Origin of the sequence: Phenylobacterium sp. (assembly GCF_046463815.1) — a bacterium.
Taxonomy (GTDB): Bacteria; Pseudomonadota; Alphaproteobacteria; order Caulobacterales; family Caulobacteraceae; genus Phenylobacterium.
The window spans coordinates 59,664-75,247 of record NZ_JBKBRO010000021.1; the positions used below are offsets into that span (position 1 = coordinate 59,664).

Genomic DNA, 15,584 nt, shown 5'->3' on the forward strand with positions numbered 1-15,584 from the left:
GCGCTGGTCAGGCCCCGACCTGCGGGATCGTCTCGTAGCCCAGGCAGACGGCCACGCAGCGGCGGGCCAGGAGGTCGGCGGGGTCGACCAGCTCGACCTTCACGTCCTGGGGCTCCAGCACCAGCGGGACCTCGGTGCAGCCGGCGATCAGCACCTCGGCGCCGCCCTTCACCAGCTCGGCGGCGTAGGCCTTCATCTGGCGCTTCGCCTCGGGGCCCAGGTCGCCGCCCTTGATGGCGTAGAGGGTCTCCATGAACGCCTCCTGGCGATCGGGCGGCAGGGCGACCATGCCCAGGCCCCGCGCGGCCAGGTATTCGCGGTAGAGCTTCAGCGCCCCCTTGGCGCCCAGCACGCCCGCCCGGATCGCGCCGCTCTCGGCGGCGGCCTCGGCGGCCAGGTCGATCATGTCGATCAGCGGCAGGCCGGAGGCCCGCTGGATCAGGTCGGCATGCGCGTGCGCCGTGTTGCACGGCATGGCCAGCAGCTCGGCGCCCGCGCCGCGCAGGGCGCCGGCCATCTCGGCCAGCACGTGCCCGGTGTCGGAGCCCGGGACGTTGCGGTCGGGCGCCTTGGGATTGATGTCGGCGATGACCCGGATGTGGTCCTGGTCCTTCTCGGCCGGGGTGTAGGCCAGGATCTTGGCCAGGAAATCCAGCGTCGCCGCCGGGCCCATGCCGCCCAGGACGCCGAGGGTCAGGCTGTCGCTCTCCTCGGACATCAGAGCTTGCCGTCCAGTTCGCCCTGGTAGCCGAACAGGCCCTGGGCGCCGCCGGTGTGCAGGAAGACCACGGTCTCGCCGTCGAACGCGCCGGCCCGCGACAGGGCGATCAGACCCTTCATCGCCTTGCCCGTATAGACCGGGTCCAGGAGGATCGCGTCGGTCCGCGCGATCAGTTTCAGCGCGTCGATCACGCCCTGGTCGATCAGGCCGTAGCCTTCGCCGACGTAGTCGCAGTCGGCGACCACCATGTCCCGCCTCACCCGGTCCTCGTGGCCCAGGAGGGCGGCGGTTCCCTGGGCCAGATTGAAGACGTTGGCCTCCTGCACGTCCTGGGGCGCGCGGACGCCGATGCCCAGCACCGGGATGTCGGCGCCCATCACCGCCAGGCCGGCCACCAGGCCCGCGTGGGTGCCGGCGCTGCCGGTGGCGGTGACGATGCGGTCGATCTCCAGCCCCAGCTCATTGGCCTGGGCCACCAGCTCCATGGCGCACTCGGCATAGCCCAGGGCGCCGATGACGTTCGAGCCGCCGCCGGGGATCACATAGGGCCGGCCGCCGGCCTCGGCGACCTCCTCGGCCACCTCCGCCAGGGCGGCGTTCATGTCGGTTCCGCCGGGGACGTGACGGATCCGCGCGCCCAGCAGCTCGTCCAGCAGGACGTTGCCCGAGCGGTTGTAGTCGTGGGCCTCGGAGCCCGTGCGGTGCTCCAGGATGACCTCGCACTTCAGGCCGAAGCGGGCGGCGGCGGCGGCGGTCTGGCGCACGTGGTTGGACTGGACGGCGCCTTGCGTCACCAGGGTGTCGGCGTCGTTGGCGAGCGCATCGCCCAGCAGGAACTCCAGCTTGCGGGTCTTGTTGCCGCCGCCGGCCAGGCCCGTGCAGTCGTCGCGCTTGATCCACAGCGTGGGCCCGCCGCCGTCGGGCGTGACGAGCGCCTCGGTCAGGCCGGGCAGGGGCTCCAGCGGCGTGGGCAGGTGGGCGAAGCGGACGGGGTTGTAGCGGGCGAAATGCATCCTCCGCCCCTAGCCCCTTTCCGGTCAGGGCCGCAACCTCGGCGGCAGGGCGGCGACCTGGGCCGGGGTGAGCTTGACGATGGATTCCACGATGCAGGGCGTCTCGAAGCCGCCGCTCGTCCCCTTGGAGATGGCGATGTCCATGTCGATGGGCGCGCAGATCAGCGACGAGCCCGGCGGCTGGCGGGTGACCAGGAAGTCCGACGGGAAGGCGCCGGCCAGGCACGCGCCGCTCATGCCCACGCGGTAGACGTCGCGGTTGCGGACGCTCAGGAACAGCGTGCGGCTGTCGCCGATGGTGTGGTTGCGGATGTCGGCCGAACGGAAGCAGTCGGCCGAGGCCAGCCGCGTCCCCGGCGGCGGGGCGGGGGGCAGGACGCCGGCCATGTCGCCCGGCGGCGGCTTGGCGGCGCAGGCGGTCAGCGGGAGAGCCAGGGCCAGGGTGGCGGCGAGCAGGAGCTTCATCGGCGGTCCTCCGTGTGGCCGCGATCCTACGCCCGCTACCAGGCGTTCTCCACCTTCTCGGCGAAGCCCAGCAGGTCCGTGAAGGCCACCTTGCGCCCGTCGTCGAGGATGGCGGTCCCCGAGAAGCGGCCGAACACCTGGTGGGCGATGGAGCGGATGACCTTCAGGTCGGTGGTCTCGGCGCGGTCGATGATCGGCTCGAAGGTCATCTCCAGGCGCCCGTCGTTGCTGGAGAACCGCCAGGGCGCGGCGTCATAGGTCCCGGCGGCGCTCGGCGGCGGCAGGTGGAAGGTCACCTGGTCGAGCTTGTGGGCCACGCCCTCGTGGAAGACCATGTTCTCGGAGGCGGCCGAGGTGTCGCCGAAGCCGTAGCCGATGTTGAAGCCGAACGGCTGGCCGTCCACCAGGCCCGAGGCCGAGCCCCAGTACCAGGTGTTGCGGTAGGTCCAGACGCCCCGGCCCCAGTCCAGCACGGCGAAGGCCCGGTCGGGCCGGAAGGCGTAGGTCTCGCCGCCCAGGATCACCTCGCCGCTGGCCGCCATGCAGTTGATCTTCTGGTTGTAGTAGAAGGCCTTGGGCGCGCCTCGCCAGGGCGTGGCGATCATCATCCGGTCCATGGGCGGCTGGGCCAGGTCGATGACGCCGCGGAGGCCCTTGCCCTTGGCGAAGCCCGGGCAGTCGATGCTCAGCCGGCGGCCGCCCGGCGTGTGGCGGAAGGCGAGCCTGAGCCTGGGGCGGTCCTGGACGATGTCGCCGGCATCGGCGCTCCCGGGCATCCGCATCCGGCCCAACGGGAAGGGCGTGATGACGCTCTCGACCGTGACCGACGGCGTGCGGAAGTCCAGCCAGACGACCGACAGGAAGCCCATGTAGCCGTTGTCGGCCACCACCGCCGACAGGCCGTAGTCGCCGGCCAGCACGCAGTAGTAGTCCCACTCCTTGATCCGGAGCGGCGAGGCGGCGATGGCGGCGCGGTCGTAGCGGCGCGCTTCCTTCCGGGCCCAGCCGGCCTCGGCGAGGCGCCCCCGGCGGTCCAGCAGGTCGCCCGCGCCCAGTTCGATCTGCGCCATTCCATCCCCCTCGTCGCTGGGGCCATCAAACCAAGCTCCGCCGTCCAGGTCGATGGATTCGATATCGCCGGCATTCGGGCCTTCCCCCGCGGCGCCTTCCGGCGTAGCGTCCGCCGATCCTCGGGGGGCCGCGCCCAAGCGGCTGAGAGGTGGGTGAGCCCACGACCCGTCGAACCTGATCCGGGTCATGCCGGCGAAGGGAAGGGCCAGCTTGAAGACCCCGTCCCGACGCCCGTGATCCGTCCTGTTACGGAGCCGCGCCGATGAACAAGCCCGCCGGAACCCTGGAGCCCGCCGCCATCCCGACCGGCGAGCGCCCCGGATCGAGGAAGGTCCACGAGCCCGGCCGGCTGTGGCCGGACATCCGCGTGCCTTTCCGCGAGGTGGCGGTGCATCCGTCGGCCAACGAGCCGGCCCTGACGCTCTACGACCCCTCGGGCCCCTACACCGACCCCGCGGTCCGGATCGACATCGAGAAGGGCCTGCCGAAGACCCGCGAGCCGTGGGTCGTCAGCCGGGGAGACGTCGAGATCGTCGAGAGCCCCCGCCAGGTGAAGCCCGAGGACAACGGCTTCGCGAAAGGCGAGCATCTCGCGCCCGAGTTCACCGCGCCCCGCCGCGTCTATCGCGCCAAGGCGGGCGGCAACGTCACCCAGCTCGAATACGCCCGGCGCGGGATCATCACGCCGGAAATGGAATACGTCGCCATCCGCGAGAACCTGCGCCGCAAGGAGGCCGACGCCTTCATCCGCGACGGGGAGGACTTCGGCGCCGCGATCCCCGACTTCGTGACGCCCGAGTTCGTCCGCGACGAGATCGCCCGCGGCCGCGCCATCATCCCGGCCAACATCAACCACACCGAGCTCGAGCCGATGATCATCGGCCGGAACTTCCTGGTGAAGATCAACGCCAACATCGGCAACTCGGCGGTCCTCAGCCACGTCTCCGACGAGGTGGACAAGATGGTGTGGGCGATCCGCTGCGGCGCCGACACGGTCATGGACCTCTCCACCGGCCGCAACATCCACAACATCCGCGACTGGATCGTCCGCAACAGCCCCGTGCCGATCGGCACCGTGCCGATCTACCAGGCGCTGGAGAAGGTGGGCGGCGTGGCCGAGGACCTGACCTGGGAGGTCTTCCGCGACACCCTCATCGAACAGGCCGAGCAGGGCGTCGACTACTTCACCATCCACGCCGGCGTGCGGCTGGCCTATGTGCCGCTGACCGCCAGCCGGGTGACCGGGATCGTGTCGCGCGGCGGCTCGATCATGGCCAAGTGGTGCCTGGCCCACCACCGCGAGAACTTCCTTTACGAGCGCTTCGAGGACATCTGCGAAATCATGAAGGCGTACGACGTCTCGTTCTCGCTGGGCGACGGCCTGCGCCCCGGCTCGATCGCCGACGCCAACGACGCGGCCCAGTTCGCCGAGCTGGAGACACTGGGCGAGCTCACCCAGATCGCCTGGAAGCACAATGTCCAGGTGATGATCGAGGGCCCAGGCCACGTGCCGATGCACAAGATCAAGGCCAACATGGACAAGCAGCTCGCCGTCTGCGGCGAGGCGCCGTTCTACACCCTGGGTCCGCTGACCACGGACGTGGCGCCCGGCTACGACCACATCACCTCGGCCATCGGGGCGGCGATGATCGGCTGGTTCGGCACGGCGATGCTCTGCTACGTCACGCCCAAGGAGCACCTGGGCCTTCCGAACCGCGAGGACGTGAAGGTCGGCGTGATGACCTACAAGCTCGCCGCCCACGCCGCCGACCTCGCCAAGGGCCACCCGGCCGCCCGGATGTGGGACGACGCCATCAGCCGCGCCCGCTTCGAGTTCCGCTGGGAGGACCAGTTCAACCTGGGCATCGATCCCGAGACGGCGCGCGAGTACCACGACGAGAGCCTGCCGAAGGAGGCGTTCAAGACCGCCCACTTCTGCTCGATGTGCGGGCCGAAGTTCTGCTCGATGAAGATCAGCCAGGACATCCGCGACGCGGCCCGGGGCCAGAACGACATGGGCCAGAACGACATGGGCCAGAACGACATGGGCCAGAACGACGTGCGGACCGGGATGGTCGAAATGTCCAGGAAGTTCCGCGAGAGCGGCGGCGAGATCCAGGTGCCGCTGACCCCCGCGGAATAGGGACCCGTCGTCGGCCCGCGGCGCTCAGGGCTTCGGACAGCCGGCGGCCGGGCAGTCGATGGTCCACTTCCAGCTCAGCCCCTGGACCGTGACGACGTTGCCGAGGTTGAGTTCCACCCGGGTGATGGTCCTGGCGTCGAAGCCGGAGACCGAGACGCTCAGCGCCGGAGACGCTCCGGTCCCACCGCTGAAATCGAGGGCGTCGCTGGCGGGGTCGACCTTGAAGCCGAAGCCCACGTTCGTGCGTACTTCCGGGCCAGCGACCGAGGGGATGAAGACCTGCTGACCCCGCATCGGCTGGCAGGTCATCCACATGGTGACGTAGACGACGCCGTTGGCGGGCACGCTGGTCCCCGGGAGGCCGCGCAGGCACGTCGAACCGCCGCCCTGGGTGTCCGTGTAGACCGGCACGGGCATGTTGTTCTGGGTCACGAGCTGAATCGGCACGTCGTCCGCCAGTGCGGGGGTGGCGAGGGCGGCGGCGCCGACGGCGAGGGCAGGCAGGGCGAGGGCAGGCAGGGCGAGGGAACGAGCGGGCTTCATGGTCGGGCTCCTCTCGGAAGGTCTGCGAGGAACAGCGCCGCGGCCCGGCGCAGGCTAGGCTTCAGGTGCGCGGGAAAGGGGTCACTTCGCGGTGCAGCCCCCGGCGGGGCAGGCGATCCGCCAGGTGATGGCGGCCGGCGTCTGATTGCCGAGCCAGCTCTTCGGCGCGACCCACCCCTGGGCCTCCACCGCGATGGCGGCGTTGGCCGCGCCCGCGACCGGCGCGGCGGGGTTGGCGAGGTCGACGCGGAAGGCCAGGTTCAGCCGCTGCTCGGGACCATGCAGGGCCGGGACGAAGGTCTGCTCGCCCGAGAGGGTGTCGCAGACCGCCATCAGCGGGAAGGAGGTCTTCTGGCCCGGCTGCAGGGTGGTCGCGGGCAGGCCGCCGCGGAAGCAGTTGATCGCGCCAGCTTCCGTGTCCGTGAAGACCGGATAAGGGCTGTCGTTGACGATGGTGACGTCGATCTCGAGCGGGTTCTGAGCGTCGGCGATCGTCTGCGCGGCGGCGGGAACGGCCACGGCTGAGGCGGCCAGGGCGGCGACGGCCAGCCCCATCATCGCGGCTCTTGGTTTCATCGGTCTCTCTCCGTGGGCCGGCGGCTCGCCCGGCGTCGGAGAGGTGTGTAGCGCAGCTTCAGATGACATACAAACAGTTTGTTTGCGGAAACGTCAGGGCGCCTTGACGACCCGCCCGGCCTTCATCACGCCCGTCACGTGCGTCAGCGTCGCGACGTCGGTGAGCGGGTCGCCCTCGACGGCGACGAGGTCGGCGTGGAAGCCCGGCGCGGCCTGGCCCAGTTCGCGCTCCATCCGAAGCGCCGCGGCCGCCTCGGTGGTGGCCGAGCGGATCGCCTGGGCGGGCGTCATCCCGTAACGGACCATGTAGGCGAACTGCCGCGCGCCCAGGCCGTAGGGATAGACGGCGGCGTCAGTGCCGAAGGTCAGGCGCACGCCGGCCTTCACCGCCTTGCGGAAGCCCTCGCGCTGGAGGTCGGTGGTCTCGCGGTTCTTGCGCAGGTACTCGGCCGGCCAGCCCTCCCGCGTCCCCACCTCCTCGATCCAGTCGCCGTTGTAGATGTCCATGTCCAGGAACACGCCGCGGGCCTTGGCGAGCGCGATCCCCTCGTCATCGATCAGGCTGGCGTGCTCGATGGTCCGCGCGCCGGCCCGGATGGCGGCCTTGATCCCGGCCGCGCCGTGGGCGTGGACGATGCAGTAGCTGCCGCGCGCGGCGGCCTCGTCGCAGGCGGCCTTCATCTCGGCCTCGGTCAGCTCCAGCGCGCCGGGCTCGCTGCCCAGCGCCAGGACCGCCCCGGTGCCGATGATCTTGATGAAGTCGGCCCGCTGCTGGAGCAGGTAGCGCACCCGGTCGCGGGCCTCGACGGGATCGCGCGCCTCGCCCAGGCGGAAGTCGCGGGGGATCTCCACGTCGGGCGCCGCCCCGGTCACCGCCCCGCCGCCGCCCGGCGCGGTGATGTAGGCGCCGGCCACGACCATGCGCGGGCCCTCGACCCAGCCCCTGGCGATGGCGTCCCGCAGGGCCACGTCGCTGAGGCCGCGATAGACGCCCACGTCGCGGATGGTGGTGAAGCCGGCCATCAGCAGGGTGCGGGCGGCCTCGGCCCCCTTCAGCACGGTCTCGGCGGCGGAATGCTTGAGCGGCTCGGCCGGGTCATTGGTCTGGCCGAAGCCGTCGGCGGCGTGGGTGTGCAGGTCGATGAGGCCGGGCAGGACGGTGAACCTTGACCAGTCCACCACGGCCGCGTCCGCCGGCGGCGGGCTCCAGGGCGCGACCTCGGCGATCCGGCCGTCGACGATCTTCAGGCGCCGGTCGGGGAGGGCGGCGCCGCGCTCCACGTCGATCAGCCGTCCGGCGCGCAGATAGATGGTCTCGGCCCGCGCCGCGCCCGCCGCGCAGGCGAGCGCCAGCGCGCCCAGCACGATGTTCCGGATGATCCGCATGCGCCCCGCCCTCGACCTCGGAGCGGAGGCTGTCCGATCGGCGGTCTCCGGGCAAGCGGCCCTTCCGCTCGAAACCGCATAAGACGCAGAAAGAGACCGTCCCTCAGGCCGCGAAGCGGCGCCGCTGGCCAGTGCTGACTCGCAGGGATGACAGCCGACTTCTGCGATCTTCCGCGTTTTCTGCGGTTGCCCGATGACGGCTTCGCCGGCCCGGCCTCAGTCCCGGGTCTTGGCCTCGGCCTTCCGGGGACCGGGCCAGATGCGGACGGCGACGGCGACCGTCACCGAGCCCAGGACGGCGGCGACGGCGCCGGCCCACTGGACGAGGTTCATGCCGAGCGCCGCGTAATGCCCCGCCATCGCGCCCGAGAGCAGCACCAGGCCCGCCGAGGCCCATTCGGCCAGCCGTTTCTTGGTGATCTGTTCGGGCATGACGGCTCCCCCGGCGTGTCGGCTCGCGATGGTCGGATGAGTCCGCTCATGCCAAAAGCCCAGCCGCCGCGCGATGCGCCTAGGCGCCGCATCGACCTTCGCAGGACGGTCACGAAGCCTGCAAACCCCTGTCACCGAACACCGTCATCTCGCCCCGCATCGATCAGAAGCCATTGGCGGCCTTGTTGGGAGAGACCGGCATGTGGGCGGATGTTCCGGCGGAACCGGCGGCGGCCGTGGAGAGCCGCGAGATATCGGTCCTCACCTACAATGTCCGGGGCCTGCCGTGGCCCGTGGCGACGGGCCGTGCCCAGGCGCTCAGGGCCATCGGCGAGCAGCTCGCCGAACTCCGCCGCCAGGGCCGCCAGCCCGACGTGGTGCTGATCCAGGAGGGCTTCCGGGGCGAGGTGGCCGACCTGGTCCGCGCCTCGGGTTATCGGCACTGGGTCCAGGGCCCTTCCCGGACCATGAAGGGCGGACCGCGGTTGCCGATATTAGGGGGCGGGCTGCACGTACTGAGCGATGCGCCCATCGCCGACGTGGAGCGGATGGCCTACGGCGCCTGCGCGGGCTTCGACTGCTTCGCCAACAAGGGCGCCATGCGGGTGACGCTGAAGCTGGACGGCGTCCCCTTCGCGGTGGACGTGGTCAACACCCACATGAATTCCCGCCGGGCGGCCCGCGCGCCGCTGGCCCGCACGCTGTGGGCCCACAACGTGCAGACCGAGGAGCTCTACGGCTTCGTCCGGGCGGGGCTTTCCGACCGGCCGGTGCTGATCGGCGGGGACTTCAACGTCAAGAACGCGCCCGACCGCTACGCCTTCCGGGCCGAGGCCCGGCCCTACACGGTGGTCAGCGAATACTGCCGCCGCGCGTCCGGGGGCTGCGGCCCTGAGAGTCCCTCGGCCCGGAGCGCGACGCCGTGGCTCAAGTCCCAGGACCTGCAGGCCTTCACCGCGCCCCGGCCCATCGCCGTCACGCCGGTCGAGGACCGGACGCTCTTCGATGGCGCGGCCGCGCTGTCGGACCACGCGGCCTATCTTGTGCGCTACCGCCTGACGTGGAGCCCGGCCGAACTGGCCGCGCGGACGCGCCCCGCCGCCCTCGCCGCGGCCGCGCCCTGAGCGTTCAGCCCGGCGGTCGGGCGCGGCGCTCGGTGACCGACAGGCCGCCGATCCCCCAGTTGTCGGTCTCCACCTCGTCGATCACGACGACCGTCGTGGCGGGATTCTTGTCCAGCACCTGGACCAGGAGGTCGGTGACGCCCTTGATGAGGGCCGCCTTCTGCTCGGCCGTGGCGCCGTCGCGGGTGATCTTGATGTTCACATAGGGCATGGGGCGGCCTCTCCGGTCTGGCGTTCGAGTCCCTACGTAGGGAAGCCGGCGTCCCGGGAAAAGCGGCCTTTCCCGTCGTCCGCCCGGCCGCTAGAGCACGGCCATGACCTACACCCTCTTCTACGCCCCGGGCGCGGCCAGCCTCGCCGTCCACTGGATGCTGCTCGAACTGGGCGTTCCCTTCGAGGCCCGGCGCGTGGACCTCGACGCGGGCGAGCAGCGCTCGGCGACCTACCTGAAGCTCAATCCCCAGGGCCGCGTGCCGACGCTGGTGATCGACGGCGCGCCGGTGCGCGAATCCGCGGCGCTGCTCATGCTGCTGGCCGAGCGCCATCCCGAGGCGGGCTTCGCGCCCGCCCCGGGCGATCCGCTCCGCGCCCGCTGGATGGAGCAGATGGTGTGGCTGGCCAACGGCCTGCTGCCGCCGATGCGCGACTGGTTCTACGCGGAGAAGGACGGCGATCCGGCCGGCGCCGAGGCCGTGCGGGCCCTGGCGCGGCGGCGCATCGAGGAGGCGCTCGCGAGCCTCGACGCCGAGCTTGCCGACGGCCGGCCCTACCTGCTGGGCGAAACGCTCACCACGGTCGACTTCCTGGCGCTGATGCTCATGCGCTGGTCGCGCAACATGCCCAGGCCCGCCACCGGCCTTCCGAACCTCGCCCCCTACATCCAGCGCCTGCGGGCGCGGCCGGCCTTTGTCGAGACCTGCCGGCGCGAGGGCCTGACGGAGTGGCTGAACGCCTAGGTCCGGCGGAAGACGAGGGTCAGGTTGTTGGCCGGCATGGCGATCCGTTCGGCCAGGGTCAGGCCATGCGTCGCGGCGAGCGCCGCGACGTCTTCGACGCGGCGCAGGCCCCAGGCCGGGTTGCGCCGCTTGAGGTCGGCGTCGAAGGCGAGGTTGCCGGGCGCGGTCTCCACGCCGTCCTCCAGATAGGGCCCGTAGAGGATCAGCACGCCGCCGGGCGGCAGCACGCGGCCGGCGCCCGTCATCAGCCCCTCGGTGGCGGCCCAGGGCGAGATGTGGACCATGTTGATGGAGACGATGGCGTCGGCGCGCGCGACCGGCCAGCTCTCCGGGGCGGAGGCGTCGAGGGGAACGGGCGGCAGCAGGTTCGGCGGGCCGGCGTGCGCCCGCCAGGCGGCGATGCTGCCGAGCGCGGCCTCGTCCAGGTCTGTCGGCTGCCAGGTCACGCCGGGCAGGGCGGCGGCGTTGAAGACGGCGTGCTCGCCCGCGCCCGAGGCGATCTCCAGCACCAGGCCGCGCGCGGGCAGCCAGCGCTTCAGTACCTCAAGGATCGGCCCGCGGTTGCGGGCGGTGGACGGCGCCGTGCGCGCGCCGGGCGGCGGAATGTCGGTCATGCGGAGGCGGCCTCCCGTTCGGCGATCCTGCGGAAGGCGGCGAGCGCCTGCCCTGTGACCTGGTCCATGTTGTAGTAGCGGTAGGTGGCGAGGCGTCCGACGAAATGGACGTCGGGGGTTTCGAGGGCGAGGGCCTCGTAGCGCTTGTAGAGCGCCTGGTTCTCGGGCCGGGGGACGGGGTAGTAGGGGTCGCCCTCGGCGCTTGGGAACTCGTAGGTGATCGTGGTCCTGGGGTGCGCCTGGCCGGTCATGTGCTTGTACTCGCTGACCCGGGTGTAGCGGATGGCCTCGTCGGGGTGGTTGATGACCGCCACGGGCTGGGCCCATTCCCGGTCCAGGGTTTCGTGGCGGAACCTCAGGCTGCGGTAGGGCAGCTTGCCGAAGCGGTGGTCGAAGTATTCGTCGATGGGGCCGGTGAAGACCAGCCGCTCGAAGACCGCCTCGTCGCGCACGTCCTCGAACTCCACGCCGAGTTCCAGGGAAAGCCCCGGCTGGTCCAGCATGTTCTCGAACATCCGGGTGTAGCCCTGGGCCGGCATGGCCTGGAACCGGTCGGTGAAGTAGCGGTCGTCGGTGTCGGTGCGGGTGGGCACCCGGGCGGTCACCGACTTGTCCAGCTCGGAGGGGTCCATGCCCCACTGCTTGCGGGTGTAGCCCCGGAAGAAGGTCTCGTAGAGCTCGCGGCCGACCTGGCTCACCACCACGTCCTCGGAGGTGCGGATCCTCTCCACCGGCTGGGCCCGGGACTTCAGGAAGGCCTCGGCCTGGGCCTCGTCCTCCAGGTCGAGGCCGTAGAGCAGGTTGAGCGTGGTGCGGTTGATCGGCATGGGGACGTGCAGTCCGCCCTTCACGCAGGCCAGCACCCGGTGCTCGTAGGGCCGCCACGTCGTGAACTTCGACAGATAGCCGAACACCTCCTCGGAGTTGGTGTGGAAGATGTGCGGGCCGTAGCGGTGCATCAGCACCCCGCCGGCGTCCGTCTCGTCATAGGCGTTGCCGCCCACATGCGGGCGGCGGTCCACCAAGAGCACCCGCTTGCCGAGCTGGCTGGTCAGCCGCTCGGCCAGCACCGCGCCCGCGAACCCCGCCCCCACGATCAGATAGTCGAACGGCCTGCGGCGCGACGCGGGCCGGACGGCGGGGGCGGACGGGGACGGAGGGTTCATGGACGGCGGCGGCCGGATGCTTGACAGGTCAGGGCGCCCCGGTGACACGGGCGAACGTCCACAAGAAGACCAAAAATGAATCTTGGCCACATCCGGCGCGTCGTCTTGTTCTGCCCCGCGGCTTTGACCGGGGGGCCCGAGGCGCTCCACCAACTGTCCCACGCGCTCACCGGCGTCGGGATCGAGAACCACATGGTCTATTTCGGCGGCGGCGGCGGAATTCAGGTCGAGAGGAATCGGGTCCGCAGCGCCTCGCCGCTGGCCGCCGAGGTCATGGAATACTACGCGGCCTACGCGCCGCGCTCCGCTCCGGAGGTCCCGCGCGACGGCGACACCCTCATGGTGCTGCCCGAGTCCCTGGCGCCGAAGCACCACGGATTCACGGCCGGCAGGGTCGCCATCTGGTGGCTGTCGGTGGACAACGCCTATCGGGCCGCGCCGCGGCTTCGGGACGAAGCCTTCCGGCGCGAGCTGTTCGCCCGGCCCGACCTGATCCATCTGTGGCAGAGCGCCTACGCCCGCGACTTCCTGCGCGACCACGGGGCGCCCAACATGGCCGAACTGCGGGACTACACCTCGCCGCTGTTCACGGACGCCCCCGCCGCCGGTCCGTCGCCCCGGCGCGCCTGCGCCTACAACGCCGCGAAGGGGGGCGACCTCGGCGCGGGCTTCTTCCAGGCCCACCCGAACCTGGATGGCCTCGCGCTCCAGGGTTTCAGCAAGCCGAAGCTGCGGGAGATCTTCTCCGAACGCCTCGTCTATGTGGATTTCGGCCATTTCCCTGGCCAGGACCGGATGCCGCGCGAGGCGGCCGCCTGCGGCGCCGTGGTCTTCATCCGCCGCAGGGGCGCCGGCCGCTTTCAGGAGGACTTCCCCCTCCCCGAGGACTTCAAGTTCGAGGACGCCGAGGTCGAGTCGGGCGCGCTGGCGGCCCGCATCGAGGCGGTCATGACCGATCCGCGCGGCCACTGGGACGCGCAGCAGCCGTTCCGCGACATGATCCTGAACGAGAAGCGCGCGTTCCAAGCCCAGGCCGCGGCCCTGTTCGGGAGAGCGCCCGCCCGTCCCTGACGCGCGGGCGCCCGCCCCCACGCCCCCCGGGGTGCTAGTGTCGGATGGCCGGGGCGCCGACCATGGCGGCCAGGGCTTCCACGGCGGCTTCCAGGTCGTCGAGGTCGTTGTCGTTGTCGGCCTCGGCCAGGCGGCCGATGACCGACAGCGCCTGGTCGATGTGGGCCAGCAGCACGGATTGGCCGCGGGCGGCTGCGCGCATCTGAAGGAGGCGGAGTGTCTCGGCTTCGAACATCATGCATGGCGCCGTGCAGGAAACGGGCCGGGAGGGTGCGCGCCTTTCCTGCTTTCACGCCGCCCGGAAACGCACCGGCATCGCCCGGGGCCCGGAGATGAAGTTCGACGCCAGCCATTCCACTTCGCCCGCCGGGGCGAAGTCGGTCAGCCGGGACAACACCTCTGTCAGCATGGCGTCGATCTCGATCCTGGCGATGTGCTGGCCCAGGCACACGTGCGGGCCGGCGCCGAAGGCGAGGTGCGCATTGTCGGGCCGGGACAGGTCCAGGACGTCGGGCCGGTCGATGGCGGCCGGGTCGCGGTTGGCCGAGCCGAAGTACATGACCACCTTGTCGCCGGCGGCGATGGGCTGGCCGGCGATCTCTGTGTCCCGCGTGGCCGTGCGGCGCATGTAGATCACCGGGCTCGTCCAGCGCAGCAGTTCCTCGCGCGCCGTCCCCACGCGGCCCGGCAGGTCGGCCGTCAGCCAGGCGAGTTGGTCGGGATGCTCCATGAGCGCCAGCAGCCCGCCCGACAGCAGGTTGCGCGTCGTGTCCCCGCCCGCGTCGATCAGCAGCAGGAAGAACAGCAGGAACTCCATGTCCTCCAGCCGGCGGCCGTCCACCTCGCAGGCCAGCAGGCGCGAGGCCAGGTCGTCGCCGGGTTTGGCCCGCTTCTCGGCCATCACCCGCGAGCCGTATTCGAACATCTTCATCACGGCCGCGGCGCCCGCGCCCTCGGGCAGGGCCTCCGGGGCCGTGTGGATGGTCTCGGTGAGCTTGTAGAGCTCGCGCCCGTCATCGAGCGGCAGGCCCATCAGCTCGGCGATGACGTAGCTGGGCATCTCGCCCGCCACCTCGGCCACGAAGTCGCACTCGCCCTTCCTCGCCACGCCGTCCACGATCTGGCGGGCGAGCTCGCGGATGCGCCCGGCGCGCAGCCGGGCCGACGGCTCGGTGAACTCGGCGCGGATGAGCTTGCGGAACCCGGTGTGCTCGGGCGGGTCCATCATCAGCATCATCTTGTAGGGGCCGAAGGCGGCCGCGTCGGGCGCGGGGTCGGTGATCATCACCGTGGGCTCGGACGAGAACGCCTGGAAGTCGCGGTCCACGGCCCGGACGTCCTCGTAGCGCGTCACCGCCCAGAACCCCGGGCCCCCCGGCTCCGGGTGCCGATAGGCCGGCGCGTGCTCGCGCAGCCAGGCGTATTGGGCGTGCGGCTGGCCGCCCGCGAAGCTCGCCGGCGACAGGAGATCGATCTCCATGCGCCTCCTCCCTGGGTTTCTTGTCGTTCCGGGGAGTGGGCGCACCTTTCCCCGCGGTCACGCAAGCGCGCGCCGCGTCATGCCCCGCGGCGATCGGCCTAGCCGGCGACCGTGTAGAGGTGCTCCCCGTCCTGGCGGACCTCGACGCTGTGCAGGCCCTCGCGGCGGATCAGGTCGGGAACGCGGGTCAGCAGTTCGGCCTCGCCGCAGGTGATCTTCTCGACGCGCACGCCCGCACCGCGCCCCTGCAGGCGGAGTTCGAAGGTGGAGGTGCGGCGACGGGGGCTCACGGGGGGTTCCTGACTGACGGAGACCTTTTACGCGGAGCGAGCCCGCGGCGCTCTCCGTAAAACTACCTAGACGCCCCGGCCGGGGCGCCCATTCTGGGGAAATCCCACGTCCGGGACGGGAACCCTCGGAGACTGCTCACCTATGAGGGTGGTCCCGCCCGGCGCGGGCCATCCTTGTCCTAGAGCAGCGGCGGCGTTACCGCCTCGGGCGAGGCGGCGGGGCTGGGCGACGGCGTCGGGGCGGGCGTGGCCTCCGGCGCGATCGGCGGCGTCTCGGGGATCGGCGCCGGCGCCGGCGTGGCCGTCAGCGGAGCCGCGCCAATGGGGGCGCCCGTGGCCGTGTCGGCCGAGGGATTGAGCGCCGAATAGGGCTGCGGGCCGGCCGGAAGGGCCGCCGTTCCGCTGGCGTTGATCCCGCTCTCCGCCGCGCTGGCGGCGGCCGCGGGCCTGGCGCGCGAGGCGCCGGCCGGACGGGCGGCGGTCCGGCGTTCGGCCGATGCGGTCGCGCGCGGCGCCGGGGCGGCGGGGGCCGC

18 protein-coding genes, 1 pseudogene and 1 riboswitch are annotated in these 15,584 nt (G+C 71.5%); of the genes and pseudogenes, 4 read left to right on the forward strand and 15 right to left on the reverse strand.

What is annotated here, in order from left to right; all coding sequences use genetic code 11:
- Positions 1–7: 7 nt before the first annotated feature.
- From ACK4TT_RS14530 to ACK4TT_RS14545, 4 genes are read right to left on the reverse strand one after another with little or no spacing between them, the layout of a single operon-like run.
- On the reverse strand, positions 8–718 hold the full coding sequence (locus ACK4TT_RS14530) for an aspartate/glutamate racemase family protein (RefSeq protein WP_410213270.1): 711 nt from the start codon (positions 716–718) through the stop codon (positions 8–10).
- On the reverse strand, positions 718–1,734 hold the full coding sequence (locus ACK4TT_RS14535) for a D-cysteine desulfhydrase (RefSeq protein WP_410213271.1): 1,017 nt from the start codon (positions 1,732–1,734) through the stop codon (positions 718–720). Before ACK4TT_RS14535 ends, ACK4TT_RS14530 begins: the two co-directional genes overlap by 1 nt.
- A gap of 24 nt (positions 1,735–1,758) precedes the next feature.
- On the reverse strand, positions 1,759–2,199 hold the full coding sequence (locus tag ACK4TT_RS14540) for a DUF6491 family protein (protein ID WP_409641339.1): 441 nt from the start codon (positions 2,197–2,199) through the stop codon (positions 1,759–1,761).
- 35 nt (positions 2,200–2,234) lie between these two features.
- Entirely contained in the window at positions 2,235–3,269 is a 1,035-nt protein-coding gene (locus tag ACK4TT_RS14545; RefSeq protein ID WP_409641336.1) for a DUF2804 domain-containing protein, read from the reverse strand.
- A 111-nt stretch (positions 3,270–3,380) separates the two neighbouring features.
- Positions 3,381–3,488, forward strand: a riboswitch (TPP riboswitch).
- Positions 3,489–3,532: 44 nt separating this feature from the next.
- On the opposite strand from ACK4TT_RS14545, the gene thiC reads away from it, so the two are divergent.
- Complete coding sequence (gene thiC, locus ACK4TT_RS14550; RefSeq protein WP_410213272.1) at positions 3,533–5,413, forward strand: phosphomethylpyrimidine synthase ThiC; 1,881 nt, start codon at positions 3,533–3,535, stop codon at positions 5,411–5,413.
- 24 nt (positions 5,414–5,437) lie between these two features.
- Here thiC and ACK4TT_RS14555 read toward each other — a convergent pair whose 3' ends face one another.
- From ACK4TT_RS14555 to ACK4TT_RS14570, 4 genes are all read right to left on the reverse strand, one after another.
- On the reverse strand, positions 5,438–5,956 hold the full coding sequence (locus tag ACK4TT_RS14555) for a hypothetical protein (protein ID WP_410213273.1): 519 nt from the start codon (positions 5,954–5,956) through the stop codon (positions 5,438–5,440).
- Positions 5,957–6,037: 81 nt separating this feature from the next.
- Positions 6,038–6,532, reverse strand: a complete 495-nt coding sequence (locus ACK4TT_RS14560) for a hypothetical protein (RefSeq protein ID WP_410213274.1) — start codon at positions 6,530–6,532, stop codon at positions 6,038–6,040.
- Positions 6,533–6,625: 93 nt separating this feature from the next.
- The gene (locus tag ACK4TT_RS14565; RefSeq protein WP_410213275.1) at positions 6,626–7,918 is read right to left on the reverse strand and encodes an amidohydrolase family protein; all 1,293 of its coding nucleotides are present in this window, start codon (positions 7,916–7,918) and stop codon (positions 6,626–6,628) included.
- A gap of 216 nt (positions 7,919–8,134) precedes the next feature.
- Complete coding sequence (locus ACK4TT_RS14570; protein ID WP_409641323.1) at positions 8,135–8,350, reverse strand: hypothetical protein; 216 nt, start codon at positions 8,348–8,350, stop codon at positions 8,135–8,137.
- Positions 8,351–8,550: 200 nt separating this feature from the next.
- Between ACK4TT_RS14570 and ACK4TT_RS14575 the strand changes: the two genes are divergently transcribed.
- On the forward strand, positions 8,551–9,474 hold the full coding sequence (locus tag ACK4TT_RS14575) for an endonuclease/exonuclease/phosphatase family protein (RefSeq protein ID WP_409641320.1): 924 nt from the start codon (positions 8,551–8,553) through the stop codon (positions 9,472–9,474).
- 4 nt (positions 9,475–9,478) lie between these two features.
- On the opposite strand, the gene ACK4TT_RS14580 is transcribed toward ACK4TT_RS14575, so the two are convergent.
- Positions 9,479–9,685 carry a 2-hydroxymuconate tautomerase family protein gene (locus ACK4TT_RS14580; RefSeq protein ID WP_409641316.1) on the reverse strand — a complete coding sequence of 69 codons (207 nt, stop codon included), beginning with the start codon at positions 9,683–9,685 and terminating at the stop codon, positions 9,479–9,481.
- A gap of 103 nt (positions 9,686–9,788) precedes the next feature.
- On the opposite strand from ACK4TT_RS14580, the gene ACK4TT_RS14585 reads away from it, so the two are divergent.
- The gene (locus ACK4TT_RS14585; RefSeq protein WP_409641313.1) at positions 9,789–10,430 is read left to right on the forward strand and encodes a glutathione S-transferase family protein; all 642 of its coding nucleotides are present in this window, start codon (positions 9,789–9,791) and stop codon (positions 10,428–10,430) included.
- On the opposite strand, the gene ACK4TT_RS14590 is transcribed toward ACK4TT_RS14585, so the two are convergent.
- Entirely contained in the window at positions 10,427–11,044 is a 618-nt protein-coding gene (locus ACK4TT_RS14590; protein ID WP_409641310.1) for a DUF938 domain-containing protein, read from the reverse strand. The genes ACK4TT_RS14585 and ACK4TT_RS14590 overlap by 4 nt on opposite strands.
- Positions 11,041–12,210, reverse strand: coding sequence for a UDP-galactopyranose mutase (gene glf, locus ACK4TT_RS14595; RefSeq protein WP_410213276.1), 1,170 nt, complete (start codon positions 12,208–12,210; stop codon positions 11,041–11,043). The genes ACK4TT_RS14590 and glf overlap by 4 nt, the downstream gene beginning before the upstream one ends.
- A gap of 75 nt (positions 12,211–12,285) precedes the next feature.
- On the opposite strand from glf, the gene ACK4TT_RS14600 reads away from it, so the two are divergent.
- Positions 12,286–13,281: a hypothetical protein gene (locus ACK4TT_RS14600; protein WP_410213277.1), complete on the forward strand. Its 996-nt coding sequence runs from the start codon at positions 12,286–12,288 to the stop codon at positions 13,279–13,281.
- A 34-nt stretch (positions 13,282–13,315) separates the two neighbouring features.
- On the opposite strand, the gene ACK4TT_RS14605 is transcribed toward ACK4TT_RS14600, so the two are convergent.
- The 4 genes and pseudogenes from ACK4TT_RS14605 to ACK4TT_RS14620 all read right to left on the reverse strand — a co-directional run.
- The gene (locus ACK4TT_RS14605) at positions 13,316–13,519 is read right to left on the reverse strand and encodes a hypothetical protein (RefSeq protein ID WP_409641301.1); all 204 of its coding nucleotides are present in this window, start codon (positions 13,517–13,519) and stop codon (positions 13,316–13,318) included.
- Between the two features lie 51 nt (positions 13,520–13,570).
- Positions 13,571–14,761, reverse strand: coding sequence for a cytochrome P450 (locus tag ACK4TT_RS14610; protein WP_409641298.1), 1,191 nt, complete (start codon positions 14,759–14,761; stop codon positions 13,571–13,573).
- Positions 14,762–14,859: 98 nt separating this feature from the next.
- Positions 14,860–15,051, reverse strand: coding sequence for a hypothetical protein (locus ACK4TT_RS14615; RefSeq protein WP_409641295.1), 192 nt, complete (start codon positions 15,049–15,051; stop codon positions 14,860–14,862).
- Positions 15,052–15,230: 179 nt separating this feature from the next.
- Positions 15,231–15,584: pseudogene (locus tag ACK4TT_RS14620) on the reverse strand (rod shape-determining protein MreC); the annotation flags it as partial.

Bases quoted from the DNA above. Each gene is read 5' to 3' on its own strand.
- ACK4TT_RS14545 (WP_409641336.1), bottom strand. From the start codon at position 3,269: ATGGCGCAGATCGAACTGGGCGCGGGCGACCTGCTGGACCGCCGGGGG.
- ACK4TT_RS14580 (WP_409641316.1), bottom strand. From the start codon at position 9,685: ATGCCCTATGTGAACATCAAGATCACCCGCGACGGCGCCACGGCCGAG.
- ACK4TT_RS14530 (WP_410213270.1), bottom strand. From the start codon at position 718: ATGTCCGAGGAGAGCGACAGCCTGACCCTCGGCGTCCTGGGCGGCATG.
- ACK4TT_RS14555 (WP_410213273.1), bottom strand. From the start codon at position 5,956: ATGAAGCCCGCTCGTTCCCTCGCCCTGCCTGCCCTCGCCCTGCCTGCC.
- ACK4TT_RS14535 (WP_410213271.1), bottom strand. From the start codon at position 1,734: ATGCATTTCGCCCGCTACAACCCCGTCCGCTTCGCCCACCTGCCCACG.
- ACK4TT_RS14540 (WP_409641339.1), bottom strand. From the start codon at position 2,199: ATGAAGCTCCTGCTCGCCGCCACCCTGGCCCTGGCTCTCCCGCTGACC.
- ACK4TT_RS14605 (WP_409641301.1), bottom strand. From the start codon at position 13,519: ATGATGTTCGAAGCCGAGACACTCCGCCTCCTTCAGATGCGCGCAGCC.
- ACK4TT_RS14600 (WP_410213277.1), top strand. From the start codon at position 12,286: ATGAATCTTGGCCACATCCGGCGCGTCGTCTTGTTCTGCCCCGCGGCT.
- ACK4TT_RS14570 (WP_409641323.1), bottom strand. From the start codon at position 8,350: ATGCCCGAACAGATCACCAAGAAACGGCTGGCCGAATGGGCCTCGGCG.
- ACK4TT_RS14560 (WP_410213274.1), bottom strand. From the start codon at position 6,532: ATGAAACCAAGAGCCGCGATGATGGGGCTGGCCGTCGCCGCCCTGGCC.
- thiC (WP_410213272.1), top strand. From the start codon at position 3,533: ATGAACAAGCCCGCCGGAACCCTGGAGCCCGCCGCCATCCCGACCGGC.
- glf (WP_410213276.1), bottom strand. From the start codon at position 12,210: ATGAACCCTCCGTCCCCGTCCGCCCCCGCCGTCCGGCCCGCGTCGCGC.
- ACK4TT_RS14565 (WP_410213275.1), bottom strand. From the start codon at position 7,918: ATGCGGATCATCCGGAACATCGTGCTGGGCGCGCTGGCGCTCGCCTGC.
- ACK4TT_RS14590 (WP_409641310.1), bottom strand. From the start codon at position 11,044: ATGACCGACATTCCGCCGCCCGGCGCGCGCACGGCGCCGTCCACCGCC.
- ACK4TT_RS14585 (WP_409641313.1), top strand. From the start codon at position 9,789: ATGACCTACACCCTCTTCTACGCCCCGGGCGCGGCCAGCCTCGCCGTC.
- ACK4TT_RS14575 (WP_409641320.1), top strand. From the start codon at position 8,551: ATGTGGGCGGATGTTCCGGCGGAACCGGCGGCGGCCGTGGAGAGCCGC.
- ACK4TT_RS14610 (WP_409641298.1), bottom strand. From the start codon at position 14,761: ATGGAGATCGATCTCCTGTCGCCGGCGAGCTTCGCGGGCGGCCAGCCG.